Source organism: Kangiella sp. HZ709, assembly GCF_009674675.1.
GTDB lineage: Bacteria > Pseudomonadota > Gammaproteobacteria > Enterobacterales > Kangiellaceae > Kangiella.
On sequence record NZ_WKJC01000001.1, the window covers coordinates 1,850,263 to 1,863,382 of the forward strand.

General features: G+C 39.5%; 14 protein-coding genes. 8 read left to right on the top strand and 6 right to left on the bottom strand.

Annotated elements, in window-relative coordinates:
• Window positions 1-182 precede the first annotated feature (182 nt).
• From GJS41_RS08740 to gpsA, 6 genes are all read left to right on the top strand, one after another.
• Window positions 183-1,094: an SPFH domain-containing protein gene (locus GJS41_RS08740; protein ID WP_154246890.1), complete on the top strand. Its 912-nt coding sequence runs from the start codon at window positions 183-185 to the stop codon at window positions 1,092-1,094.
• Window positions 1,095-1,127: 33 nt separating this feature from the next.
• Window positions 1,128-1,580: an NfeD family protein gene (locus tag GJS41_RS08745; protein WP_154246891.1), complete on the top strand. Its 453-nt coding sequence runs from the start codon at window positions 1,128-1,130 to the stop codon at window positions 1,578-1,580.
• A gap of 184 nt (window positions 1,581-1,764) precedes the next feature.
• Entirely contained in the window at window positions 1,765-2,190 is a 426-nt protein-coding gene (locus GJS41_RS08750; protein WP_154246892.1) for a rhodanese-like domain-containing protein, read from the top strand.
• A 23-nt stretch (window positions 2,191-2,213) separates the two neighbouring features.
• Window positions 2,214-2,483 carry a glutaredoxin 3 gene (gene grxC, locus GJS41_RS08755; RefSeq protein WP_154246893.1) on the top strand — a complete coding sequence of 90 codons (270 nt, stop codon included), beginning with the start codon at window positions 2,214-2,216 and terminating at the stop codon, window positions 2,481-2,483.
• Between the two features lie 38 nt (window positions 2,484-2,521).
• On the top strand, window positions 2,522-3,025 hold the full coding sequence (gene secB, locus GJS41_RS08760) for a protein-export chaperone SecB (protein WP_154246894.1): 504 nt from the start codon (window positions 2,522-2,524) through the stop codon (window positions 3,023-3,025).
• Between the two features lie 31 nt (window positions 3,026-3,056).
• Window positions 3,057-4,061, top strand: coding sequence for an NAD(P)H-dependent glycerol-3-phosphate dehydrogenase (gene gpsA, locus GJS41_RS08765; RefSeq protein WP_154246895.1), 1,005 nt, complete (start codon window positions 3,057-3,059; stop codon window positions 4,059-4,061).
• Window positions 4,062-4,094: 33 nt separating this feature from the next.
• Here the strand turns inward: gpsA and trmL are convergent, their stop codons facing one another.
• The 5 genes from trmL to glnA form a co-directional block, all read right to left on the bottom strand.
• The gene (gene trmL, locus GJS41_RS08770; RefSeq protein WP_154246896.1) at window positions 4,095-4,556 is read right to left on the bottom strand and encodes a tRNA (uridine(34)/cytosine(34)/5-carboxymethylaminomethyluridine(34)-2'-O)-methyltransferase TrmL; all 462 of its coding nucleotides are present in this window, start codon (window positions 4,554-4,556) and stop codon (window positions 4,095-4,097) included.
• Window positions 4,556-5,188, bottom strand: coding sequence for a response regulator (locus GJS41_RS08775; protein WP_154246897.1), 633 nt, complete (start codon window positions 5,186-5,188; stop codon window positions 4,556-4,558). Before GJS41_RS08775 ends, trmL begins: the two co-directional genes overlap by 1 nt.
• A complete protein-coding gene (locus GJS41_RS08780) occupies window positions 5,181-6,233 on the bottom strand; it encodes a nitrogen regulation protein NR(II) (protein WP_154246898.1) in 1,053 nt (350 codons plus the stop codon). Before GJS41_RS08780 ends, GJS41_RS08775 begins: the two co-directional genes overlap by 8 nt.
• Before the next feature lie 91 nt (window positions 6,234-6,324).
• On the bottom strand, window positions 6,325-6,924 hold the full coding sequence (locus GJS41_RS08785; RefSeq protein ID WP_195758367.1) for a DUF4124 domain-containing protein: 600 nt from the start codon (window positions 6,922-6,924) through the stop codon (window positions 6,325-6,327).
• A 115-nt stretch (window positions 6,925-7,039) separates the two neighbouring features.
• Window positions 7,040-8,449: a glutamate--ammonia ligase gene (glnA, locus tag GJS41_RS08790; protein WP_154246900.1), complete on the bottom strand. Its 1,410-nt coding sequence runs from the start codon at window positions 8,447-8,449 to the stop codon at window positions 7,040-7,042.
• 423 nt (window positions 8,450-8,872) lie between these two features.
• On the opposite strand from glnA, the gene GJS41_RS08795 reads away from it, so the two are divergent.
• Together GJS41_RS08795 and GJS41_RS08800 are read left to right on the top strand one after the other, a co-directional pair.
• Entirely contained in the window at window positions 8,873-11,713 is a 2,841-nt protein-coding gene (locus GJS41_RS08795) for a TonB-dependent siderophore receptor (protein ID WP_154246901.1), read from the top strand.
• Between the two features lie 62 nt (window positions 11,714-11,775).
• Window positions 11,776-12,429, top strand: coding sequence for a putative 2OG-Fe(II) oxygenase (locus GJS41_RS08800; RefSeq protein ID WP_154246902.1), 654 nt, complete (start codon window positions 11,776-11,778; stop codon window positions 12,427-12,429).
• Here GJS41_RS08800 and GJS41_RS08805 read toward each other — a convergent pair.
• Window positions 12,426-13,070 carry a putative 2OG-Fe(II) oxygenase gene (locus GJS41_RS08805; RefSeq protein WP_154246903.1) on the bottom strand — a complete coding sequence of 215 codons (645 nt, stop codon included), beginning with the start codon at window positions 13,068-13,070 and terminating at the stop codon, window positions 12,426-12,428. The two genes, GJS41_RS08800 and GJS41_RS08805, sit on opposite strands and share 4 nt — an antisense overlap.
• Window positions 13,071-13,120: the final 50 nt, after the last annotated feature.

A 13,120-nucleotide genomic window follows, 5' to 3' on the forward strand; every position in this document is an offset into this window, starting at 1 on the left:
TACCTGCTGCTTAAAATCTAGGCTAGGGTGAAAGTAGAGCGCGATTGAAAATTGCTTGTAAATAATTGGTAACACTAAACTTATTGAAATTACTCTAATAATCCCCATATATTAGTCAAATAAATCGTCGTTTAGTGGCGTTTTTGATAAATATAAATCAAGTAAAAGTATAGGAGCTTGCTATGGAAATCGTCATTGGGGCAATTGCGGCATTTGCCATTTTTTTAATTATATCTGGCGTAAAAACCGTATCTCAGGGTTACGAATATACTGTCGAACGTTTCGGCAAGTTAAAAACCGTATTAACACCAGGATTGCATATTATTATCCCTGTGGTGGATAAGATCGGCGCCAAAGTTAATATGATGGAACAGGTTTTAGACATTCCTGCACAACAAGTTATTTCGCAAGATAACGCAACTGTCACTATTGATGCAGTTTGTTTCTATCAAGTGGTTGATTCGGTAAAAGCGACTTATGAGGTCAATCAATTACATAGAGCCATGCAAAACCTAGTGATGACTAATATTCGTACAGTACTGGGCTCAATGGATTTGGATTGGATGCTGTCTAAGCGTGATGAAATCAATGCGCGAATTTTGACGATTGTCGATGAAGCGACCAACCCATGGGGTGTAAAAGTTACCCGTATTGAGATTAAAGATATTTTACCACCAAGAGACTTGGTTGATGCCATGGCGCGTCAGATGAAAGCTGAGCGTATTAAGCGTGCCCAAATCCTTGAAGCGGAAGGTACGAAACAATCTGAAATTCTTGAAGCTGAAGGTATGAAGCAATCGCAAATCCTACAAGCTGAAGGTGATAAGGAAGCGGCTTTCCGTGAAGCTGAGGCGCGTGAGCGTTTAGCTGAAGCTGAAGCGAACGCAACACAAATGGTATCAAAGGCTATCGCTGAAGGTAATGTGCAAGCGATCAATTACTTTGTTGCTCAAAAATACGTCGATGCGTTAGGCAAAATTGCCACTTCCGATAATCAAAAAGTCTTGATGATGCCTCTAGAAGCTTCATCAGTGATTGGCTCTGTTGCAGGCGTGGCCGAATTAGCGAAAGAAGCTTTTGGTAAAAAGTCTTAATTGACGACTGTTGATAATAGATAAGGAGTTATTATGGAATTCTTTATGAATATGGAATATTGGCACTGGCTGGCTATTGGCCTGGTTTTGCTCACCCTTGAAATGTTTGCTCCTGGCGCGATTTTATTGTGGTTTGGGGTCGCAGGCATAGTAGTGGGTGTTTTGCAGCTGATTTTTGGGGATCTTATTGGTCCTCAAGTGCAATGGTTGCTTTTCTCGATATTCTCAATCGTCAGCATAGTTGCTTGGAAGTCTTATGCTAAAAAACACAAAATAGGTGTTCGAGACGAAAATGATACTCTGAACCAGCGTGGTAAAGCATTGATTGGTAAAGAGTTTGTATTAAGTACTGCGATAGTTAACGGCGTTGGTAAAGCAAAAGTGGGAGATACTCACTGGCGCGTTATTGGCTCTGATATGGAAATTAATCAGCGGGTGAAAGTGGTTGGCTTTGAAGGTGCTAGCCTCAAGGTTGAAGCGCTTTAAAACAAACTATCAACGCTAAAATTCTGTTTAAGATATAAAGGCAAATCGGAAGGTTTGCCTTTTTCTTTTTTAGCTCACAGTAGGCCTTGAAAAACTAGGTTTAAGCAATCATTTGTGTATAATGCTTTATCCTGTAATGCTGGCTAAATAGCTAGTATCCGTATGAATTAACGTTAGAAGACTTATGGAACAATTGATTGAATTTTATTCCAACCACTATCTATTAGGTAGCGCTTGGATCCTTGCGGCAGTTTTACTAATACTCAGTTATGTGCAAACTGCAATGAGCGGCTCTCAAAGCCTGACGACTGTTGGAGCTACTGAAGTGGTGAATCGAGAAAATGGTGTTATGATCGATTTGCGTTCTATCGCAGACTTCAATAAAGGACATATTTCAGGTTCGATTAACCTGCCTTTTACTAAATTAAAAGATAGCATGAAAGATCTTGAAAAATATCAAGACAGCCCCATGATTATGGTTTGTAACACTGGGATGCAAGCAGGCGCTGCTTCTACAATGTTACGAGCTAAAGGTTTTAAGGATGTTCATAAGTTAAAAGGTGGTATCCAATCATGGACTGCCGAGAACCTTCCTTTAAAGAAAGGCTAACTGTTTAATTAGAGAAATTGGCTTTGAAACAACAAGCAAAAATTGTTATTTATACAAAAACTTACTGTCCTTACTGTATTCGCGCTAAGCAATTGCTAAATTCCTTAGAGCTGGACTACCAAGAAATTTCTGTAGATGGCAAACCGCAATTACAAGATGAAATGGCAAAGATGGCGGGTAAACGAACTGTGCCACAAGTTTTTATCGATGATACACCTATTGGCGGCTGCGATGACCTTTTTGCCTTACGAAGAGCAAACAAATTAGAAGCATTGGTTTTTACTAATGCGTAATTCATGAAAATATTAAAGAAAAGATAAGAGAGAAGATAATGGCTGAGAATGATCAAGTTCAAAACCCACAAGAGCAACTAAACCCGCAAGAAGCGCAAGGTAAGCAAATTCATTTGCAGACTATTTATGCAAAAGATATTTCTTTAGAAACACCAAACTCTCCTGAGATATTCTTAGAAGAATATAAGCCTGATATGAAAATCAGCTTAGCTAATAATGTTAAAGAATTACAAAATGATGCATATGAAGCTGACTTACAAGTGACCGTAACCGCTAAGGTTGGAGAAAAAACCGCTTTTATTGCTGAAGTTAAATATGGTGGCGTGTTTAATGTAAGTGGTTATGACGAGTCAACTACAGCCCAAATTCTAAGAACTTTTTGTCCTGAACAATTGTTCCCATACGTTCGTGAAGCTATCTCTGAGTCAATTGCCCGTGCTGGATTCCCTAGATTCATTTTAACTCCTGTAAACTTTAACTCCTTGTATGAGCAAGCAAGACAACAAAATCAAGCCGGCCAACCAGCTGAAGGCCAAGCTTAATTCAGTCAATCTGACTTACTAAAAAGTTAATATGGCTAAATCACTTTCCATTGCGGTCCTAGGAGCTGGCTCCTACGGTACCGCCTTGGCTGTGTTGCTAGCCAATAATGGTAATCAAGTTACCTTATGGGCACGCAAAACTAAGCAAGTTGCGCAGATGCAACAAGACGGTGCCAATCAGCAGTACCTTCCTGACGTTTCTTTTCCTGAAAATTTATTTATTACCGATGATTTACCAACAGCCTTAAACAAGGTTGATACGGTTTTGATTTCAGTACCAAGTCATGCATTTAAAAAGTGTTTGGAGCAAGCCAGACCCTATTTAGATAGTGGCAACCAGATAGTATGGGCAAGTAAAGGTTTAGATCCGGAAACTGGCGATCTATTGGGTACCACTTTGGAGTCAATACTAGGGTTTGAAGTTTCTTATGCCATTTTATCAGGGCCAACTTTTGCTAAGGAAATGGCAATGGGAATGCCTACAGCCATAACCTTGGCTTCAAAAAATAAGAAGTTACGCAAAGGTTTTGCTAAAGCATTGCACAACGAGCGCTTCAGAGTTTATTTGAGTAAAGATGTAGTCGGGGTGCAGATTGGTGGTGCTGTAAAAAACGTAATAGCAATCGGCGCAGGAATCGCAGATGGTCTTGGTTTTGGTGCTAATGCCAGAACCGCACTGATTACTCGCGGGCTTGCAGAAATGATGCGTTTGGGTAAGGCCCTTGGTGGCAAGCGTAAAACTTTTAATGGCATGGCTGGTATGGGTGATTTGGTTTTAACCTGCACAGATAATCAGTCTCGTAATCGACGCTTTGGGATGGCTCTGGGTAAGGGTAAAGACCGAGCAGCAATAGAAGCTGAAATCGGCCAAGTGGTTGAAGGGGTTCGTAATGCCAAAGAAGTTAAAATGTTAGCTGAAAGAACTGGTGTGGAAATGCCCATTTGCCAAGCGATATATCAAATTATTTATAAGGGTGTCGATCCTAAGCAAGTTGCTCATCAGTTGCTGACTAGAGACTTAAAACGAGAGTCTTAGCAAGTTACAGCTCTCCTAAATCAGGCAGTCATTTTATTCAAATTGAGCGAAGCTTTTCTGCCTCAATGCTTCATAAGCCAAAATCGCGACGGTATTCGATAAGTTCAAACTACGGCTATCCTTTTTCATTGGAATGCGGAGTAGGTGTTCGGCAATGTCTTGTAATATCCAGTCAGGCAAACCTCGAGTTTCAGGCCCAAATATAAAAAAATCTCCGTCTTGGTATTCAATTTTATGATAGTAGGCTTTACCTTTAGTGCTTAAGCCAAATAAACGCTCTGGTTGTGCTGAATCTTTAAATTCTTGATAGGTTTTATGAATCTTAACTTTTGCCCATTCGTGATAATCTAGGCCAGCGCGACGCATTCTTTTATCATCGATTTCAAACCCTAGAGGTTCGATCAAATGTAGTTGAAATCCAGTATTGGCACATAGGCGAATAATATTGCCGGTATTGGGCGGGATCTCTGGTTCAAACAGTACTATATGAAACATTAGTTGTTATCTTCTGTAGTTTTATTGCCGCTTGATTGGGCATCTAATTGCCAAGATTGTAGTTTACGCGTCAAGGTATTGCGACCCCAACCTAATAATTTCGCTGCTTTTTGCTTGTGACCTTGGCAAATTGTTAATGCTTGCTCGACCATAAATTGCTCAAAACCTTTTTGTAACTCCGTAAAAATACTTTGATTTCCTTGATGGTATTCGGCCAGCATGGTTCTTTGAATTTGCTCCTGCCATGGTGGTAACTCTTCAATTGAATCTTTAGCGATCGCTTTTTGGCATATGGAAACAGCTTGAATGATATCGAATGGTTTTGGTAAAAAATCAAAAGCACCAATTTTGTGTGATTCAACCGCCATTTGAGTATCGGTATTGGCAGTGATAATCACCACTGGCAAATCAGGATGGCGAAGCTTTATCGTCTCCATTAATTCTAAGCCGCTGATTCCTGGCATCTGTACATCGGTGATGATCAATTTTGGTAATTGTTGTTCAATTAACTTGAGCGCGTCCTGTCCATTATTAGCGGCAACAACCTTAAAGCCAGCATTATTAAGGGCTTTGCTTAAAACCCAGCGAATAGAGCTGTCATCATCGACTAAAAGAATTAATGGTTTATCCATTGGAATGATCGCTGTTTAAAGGTAAGTAACAACGGAATTGAGTAAGTCCATTCTTCGAGTCAACTTCAATGGTTCCTTGATGTTGCTGCAATAAACCCTGGGCTATGCCAAGTCCTAGTCCAGAACTGTTCTTGCCGCTAATCATTGGGAAGAAAATACTGGGCTTGAGCGCTTCAGGAATGCCGCAGCCATTATCAATAATACTAATACAAACGGCTAGATTCACTTCAGGCGCTAAAGGGTGCTCTTTTTTAATACGAGTTTTGAAAGTGAGTTTAGGATTGTTAGTTTCAACTAAAGCATCAACGGAGTTTTGAGCTAGATTTAGTACAACTTGATAAATCTGCTCAGGCGCTAATTCCAGCTCAGGTAGACTAGGATCATAATCTCTGACAATGGTGATATTTGGCGGCAAGTTTAAGCTTAAGAATCTAATGACATCTTCAATGATTTCATGAATATTGACTCTTAATCGACTGGCGACTTGCTGCCCCAGCAACATTCTATTCACGAGTTGAGTTAACCGTTTAACTTCTTTGCTAATGACGTTACTAATTTCAAGGTTATCTTTCGGTTCAGGATTGATAAGTTGTGCTGCGCCTGCGATACCCGTTAGAGGTGTTTTTATTTCATGTGCGAGATTATTCAAAAGTTGTTGCTGGATTTGTTGTTGTCGAAGAATTTCTTCTTCTTGCTTATGCCTTTTAACTAAAGAACTATTTTGCCATTCGATCAATAAATAATAATCGTTAGCCAGAAGAATTTTTTGTAATACTAACTCGGCATCAACTGACTGTTGATTTTTGAATTGCAATAAGCGCTTGTCATAAATTTTAGTTTCTAGATGGCTTAATTGCGATAACCACTCCCTAACCGGTAAACTTTCAGCTTCGATAAAATAGTTAAAGCGTTTACCAATCAAATTGCGTGCGGTGATCCCTACAGCTCTTTCAGCACTATTGTTTAAATAAAAAAAGCGACCATTGAGATCGAGAATCAAAATAGCCGTAGTGATTTGCGAAAGAAGAGGAGCTTCAGAGTCCATATTAAATGATTTACAGTATCGTTTTAACTATTTTATGCTATAGCAACAAAAAATGCACCATACTGGTGCATTCGCGATTCATGCGTTCAAATTAGCGCCTGTTGTTTTGCAATCTTGAAGCTCGCAATAAGTGAAATTCTGTTGATTCACTCGATTGCAAAATCTCACCAGTGGAATCATCGATAACTTGAGCCGTCAATTGATGAGTGCCGCGATCGACACTGGTTAATGAGAAGTAAGGTACTTTTTGGTCAGGGCTTGCCGCTTCACCATCCATCAATAATCGAATACTATGTTCTCTTTGCAGCATTGGAGTGATGGCGACTATTATATAGAGGTTGCCATCATTCGCTCGAACGGCTTCATCATTAGTGGGTTTTTCTATGGATAGGAGCTGGTACTGAAAGGGCTTTGTCTTCTCGTTGTTGTCATCCTGTTTTCTTTTACCAAATCCTACGACAAACTTATCTTCTACGTTTTTATTGGTTTTTACTTTCGGAATAGCCATCACATTTTTACTCGTGTCGACTACCACTTTTTTAGCACCAGGAAGGGGCTTATCAGTAAAAATTACACGGCCGTTTTTGTCTATTTTTTTATACAGTGTTTTTTCTTCTGCTGAAGATTTAGCGCTCACAGTTGCCAATAGTAAGGCTGAACTGAGGTAGATTAGAATATTTTTCAATGACACAGGAAACTCCATATCGCAATATAACTAAAGTATTCCTGAGAAAATTGATGCTGTCAAAACAAAAAAGCCCAGCGGTTGCTGGGCTTTGATAAGCGGTTTGAGTAATCTCAATAGCTTATAGGCTGTAATACATTTCAAACTCAATTGGATGAGTTGTCATGTTTAACAAAGCAACTTCTTCGCGCTTCAATGCAATATAAGCATCTAACATATCGTCAGAGAATACACCGCCGCGAGTTAAGAATTCGCGATCCGCATCTAGCGCATCTAATGCTTGCTCTAATGAGTTAGCAACGGTTGGAATTTCAGCTGCTTCTTCAGCAGGTAAATCATATAAATCCTTATCCATGGCGTCGCCTGGGTGGATTTTGTTTTGGATGCCGTCAAGACCAGCCATCATCATCGCCGCAAAGGCTAAGTATGGGTTGGCCATTGGATCTGGAAAACGCGCTTCGATACGACGTGCTTTAGGGCTTGGTACGTGTGGAATACGAATCGACGCAGATCGATTGCGCGCAGAGTAAGCCAACATGACTGGAGCTTCGAAGCCAGGAACTAAACGCTTATAAGAGTTAGTTGAAGGGTTAGTGATAGCATTTAAAGCACGGGCATGTTTAATGATACCACCAATGTAATACAATGCTTCTTCAGAAAGACCACCATATTTGTCACCAGCGAAGATATTGGTTCCATCTTTTGCAAGAGATTGATGAATATGCATACCAGTACCGTTGTCACCAACAATTGGCTTAGGCATGAAAGTTGCCGTTTTGCCATATGCATGAGCAACGTTGTGAGTTACATATTTAAGAATTTGTACTTCGTCAGCTTTTTTTACCAAGGTATTAAATTGAGTAGCGATTTCGTTTTGACCAGCTGTTGCCACTTCATGGTGATGTGCTTCGATGACTAAACCCATTTCTTCCATTACTAGACACATTTGCGAGCGAATATCTTGCGATGAATCGACAGGCGGAACTGGGAAATAGCCACCTTTAACACGAGGGCGGTGACCTGTGTTGCCATCTTCATAACTCTTATCAGAGTTCCAAGCAGCTTCCGGGTCATCAATTTTCACCATAGAGCCGCTCATGTCAGTTTTGAACTTAACGTCTTCGAACATAAAGAATTCTGGCTCAGGACCAAAATAAGCCGTATCAGCAATACCGGTAGATTTTAAATATTCTTCTGCGCGCTTAGCTACTGAGCGAGGGTCACGCTCATAACCTGTCATTGTTGACGGCTCTAAGATATCGCAACGCAAGTTTAGAGTAGGATCTTCGAAGAAAGGATCCATTACAGCCGTAGATGTATCAGGCATTAAAACCATGTCAGATTCGTTAATGCCTTTCCAGCCAGCAATAGAAGAGCCGTCAAACATCTTACCGTCTTGTAAGAAGTCTTCGTCTACCTGATGGGCAGGAATGGTAACATGTTGTTCTTTACCTTTCGTATCGGTAAAACGTAAATCAACGAAACGAACTTCGTTTTCCTTAAGCATTTCTAAAACGGCAGCAACTGACATAAATTTCTCCAAATAAGGTCTTAAGCAAAATATTGGGGCAATTATACGGATAAATGGAAGTTAACTGTAGTTAATTTAGAGGCTACAAAGAAAGCCGCTGCACCATAGTGGTGCATGATAATTTTACCTGATGAGCCTATTCTCGATAGTTAAGAATTGGACTGAATTGATTGAATATTAAACAGCTCATAAAGTCTTGATTTTGATTGACAATTCAGAAAAGTACCTTATGTATTCTCGATTCTAATAAAAGTTCCATAAAAAAACGGTCAAAAGGTAAATTTTGTTGACCTGTCCGCTTTATCTGTGATATTTATTACTCCACCAGTGTTATTTTTTATTGGTTGTTTTCTATGGATCGAAGAAATAACAAAAATGGTGTTAATAAAAGTAAATTTACTAACTACATATAGGTAAGATTTTATGACTAACAAGACAATGATAGCTAAAGCTGTTAAAGCTGCCTTATTTGGCGGTTTAGCTGCTTCATTCGCTACCACTGCTCCAGTTGCTTTTGCTGCTGAAGAGGGCGATGAAGAAGCAAACGTTGTTACAACTACAGGTTCACGTATCCGTGGCGTTGATTTAGCTGAAGCTAATCCTGTTCAAGTTGTAACTAAAGAAGATATTGAGCGTACAGGTTCGCAAAGTATTGGTGATATCCTTCAGGACATCCCAGCGGCAGGTTCTGCTCTAAATACTACATTCAACAACGGTGGTAATGGTTCAACTACTGTTGATTTACGTAACTTAGGTTCTAACCGTCTATTAGTGCTAGTTAATGGTCGTCGTTGGACTCCTGGTTTAGGTGGTTCTGTTGATTTAAACAACATTCCAGTATCAATCATTGAGCGTGTTGAAATCTTAAAAGATGGCGCATCTGCAGTATATGGTTCTGACGCAATCGCTGGTGTTGTAAACGTAATCACTACAACTGATTACGAAGGCATGAACGCTTCTGCTTACTTAGGTGAGACTTCAGAAGGTGATGGTGAAACTCAAAACTTTAGTGTTGGCATGGGTGCTGCAAGTGATACATCTTCAGCTTACTTAAATGTTTCTTACACTCAAATTGAGCCAGTATTTGCTGGCGATCGTGAAATCGCTGCAGTTCCTGTATTTGGTGCTCCAGTTGGATATGGCGGTTCTTCTGGTACTCCAGATGGTCGTTTCTTACATTATGATCCAGCAGGCAACTTCTTTAACAACGCTGGCGATGGTGCTGGTGGTTTCGTACCTTGGGATAACGTAGCAAGTCGTTTTAACTTTGCTCCATTTAACTACTTGGTAACGCCACAAGAAAGAACTAACTTGTATGCTCAAGCTTCACATCAAATCAATGATACTTTACGTTTCCGTTCAGAAGTTTTCTACGGTAACCGTAAATCTGAGCAACTTTTAGCACCTACGCCATTATTTGTAGGTCTATTTGGTTCTGGTCTTGGTACACAAACTGTAATCGGCGCTAACAACCCATTTAACCCATTAGGTTATGCGTTAGATTCTACTTGTTCAGACCCAACAGCTGGTTGTTTATTATTAACTGGTCGTCGTATGATTGAAGCTGGTTTCCGTAGCTTCTCACAAGACGTTGACCAATGGCAGTTCAGTGCTGGTTTCGACGGTGAATTTGAAGCTTTAGACCGCGTATTTAACTGGGACTTTAACTACACATATGCACGTATCTCTCAAAATACTTTGACAGATGGTTTATTAAACATGCAAAGAGTTAACTTAGCTCTTTCTGATGCTTGTTTAACTGACTCTACGTGTGTACCTTTGAACTTGTTCGGCGGTTCTGACCCTGCAAGCTTCACTGGAACTATTACTCCAGCGATGATCAACTACATCACATTCACAGCGCAGGATACTCTAGAGACTGATTCTCAAGATATCACTTTCAACATCGCTGGTGACATGTTTGAATTGCCTGCTGGCGTTGCTAAGTTTGCATTTGGTTTAGAAAGACGTTTCGAAGAAGGTTTCGATCAACCTGATGCTTTAATCGCAGCTGGCATTACATCTGGTAACTCTCGTCAGCCAACTCAAGGTGCTTATGATCTTGAAGAAGCATATGTTGAGTTTGATTTACCTCTATTGTCAGACGTAGCTTTAGCTAAGTCGTTGTCATTACAAGTTGCAAGCCGTTACTCTAAGTACAGCAACTTTGGTAGCACGACTAACAACAAGCTTGGTTTCAGATGGCAGCCAATGGATGATTTAGTGGTTCGTGGTACTTTCTCAGAAGGTTTCCGTGCTCCGTCAATCTTTGAATTATTCCAAGGTCAAGGCGATAGCTTCCCAACATTAACGGATCCATGTAGTGATTTCACTAACAGTACAGATCCAAATGTTATTGCTAACTGTCAAGCAGATGGTGTACCTACTACTTACATTCAGCCTAACCAACAAATCCGTATCACTGTTGGTGGTAACCCTGACTTAGGTCCTGAAGAAACAGAAAGTCAAACTTTCGGTTTCGTATATAGCCCTGAGCAAGTAGACGGTTTAACAGTTTCTGTTGATTGGTATGACATTGAGATTGATAACGCTGTTACTACAGTTGGCGCGCAAAACATCTTGAATAGCTGTTATGCTGCTGCTCCTGGTGATCGTGCTTTATGTAACTTCATCACTCGTTCATCAGCTGGTAACGTTTCAGACTTATTTAACGGTAACGTTAATGCTGCAAACTTATCAACTGAAGGTGCTGATTTAGCAGTTAACTATAGCTTTGATACTGATGAGCTAGGTACTTTCGGCATTATTTGGGATACTTCTTATGTAGATAAGTATGGTTCTGAGTTTACCGATGATACGACTGGTAACACTGTATTCATCAACAACGTAGGTGTTGGTTTTGGTGGTGGTCTAATTCCACGTTTCCGTTCAAACATTTACTTAGATTGGAACTACGGTGACTGGGGTGTTTCTTGGACTACTCGTTATATTCACGCAGTTACCGAGTCTTGTGACTTAGGTACTAGTGCTTCAGATAACGCAGTTGAAGATGCATTATGTACATTCATCAACGATCCAGCTGACGCAACTGATAACCAACAACGTTTAGGTGGTACTACTTACCACGATTTACGTGTGACTTACAATGTTGCAGATTGGGATAGCCAATTAGCATTCGGTATTAGAAACATTGGTGATAAAGATCCACCGATTTCTTATGCAGCATTTGCTAACAGCTTTGACCCAACTCAGTATGATGCTCCTGGTAGCTTCTACTACTTGCGTCTAAGCACAAACTTCTAATAGTTTTAACACTACAGAAGAATAAAGAGCGGCATTTGCCGCTCTTTTTTTAAGGAAACAATATGAAGTTAGAACAATGGTTTGCCTTACCGGTAGCCGTAGACACAATCAATAAACCTGATATTTTTCATAATCAGCTTAAAGACTATATTCTAGAAATCGAAAACTCCGAAGAAGAAAATAAAATTTTAACTCAATCAAAAAAAACTGGGCTTTATGAGAGCGAATGGAATCTACTGGATAGAAGTGAACCCGTTATTAGAGAGTTAAAAGAAGAAATCTTTAGTAGAGTAAAGGCATTAGTTTGTAAATTAAATGGCTACCACGAGAAAATATCAAGTTCAATGGTAATCAAGCAGCAAACTTGGTTTCACGTCACTAGAAATGGTGGCTATTTCACAAATCATAATCATCCAATGGCTTCTTGGTCAGCAGTGTATTGTGTGGCCGAAGGTGATTATAATTCTGGTGATGATAGTGGTGTTACAAGGTTTTTCTCGCCATTTCAAATTAATGGTTATATTGATGCTGGTAATGTAAATCTACAACCACCATTCAGTCAGTCTACAATGAATATAAAGTTACGTACGGGACAAATTATATTTTTTCCATCAAATTTAATGCATGAAGTATCGCCTTATCTAGGCGCTAAAGAAAGAATAACTATTGCGAGTAATTTTTGGTTTGAAAACAAGTATGTAAATATAAGAGCTTAATATACAAATTGAAAACCAGGTGATTCAGAGAGTACATCAAAAGCTATGACCACTCTGTCCTCATTCGAAGAAGAAGGGTGAACATAGTGCATATAGTAAGGGGGAAATAGTATAAGTTTACCTTCAACAGGAGTGATTCTTCTTGTGTTCGAGTAGCCGTGATTGATAGAAATGGGCACTGGATTGATGAACTCTATATCCCCTTCAGGTGATTTAGCATCTTTGGGTATTTTGAGGTAATAAACTCCGCTTGCTATATTCTTCACAGTAGGATGAAAATGAGGACGTTGCCAATTTTTATTCCTTAGTATATTTGCCCACCCAACAGGCCAGGGATTTATTTTTTTAGATTCTTCACCAAAAACTTGAGATAGGTAACTATTAATTGCAGGAAATAAGATTTCTGTTTTAAATCGGTTCACGACAGAATCATTTTGCTGAAAATAATTGAAGTCTAATGGAGTTTGAAACCCACCTTCAGTTGTAATTTGGCCAGATTTAACAGCATTTTTATCAGCGAATTGTTGTTCTAAAGCCAAGATATTCTTATAAAGAGATTTATGAAGATCTGATAAGCCAGAAAAATCACGTTGTAATACGTAAGTAGGATAATGAACTTCTAAGGATTCTGTAAATTTCATAGAGAGTAATACGTAAATATAAATATCTTATTCTATTGGTTAGTAAAGTC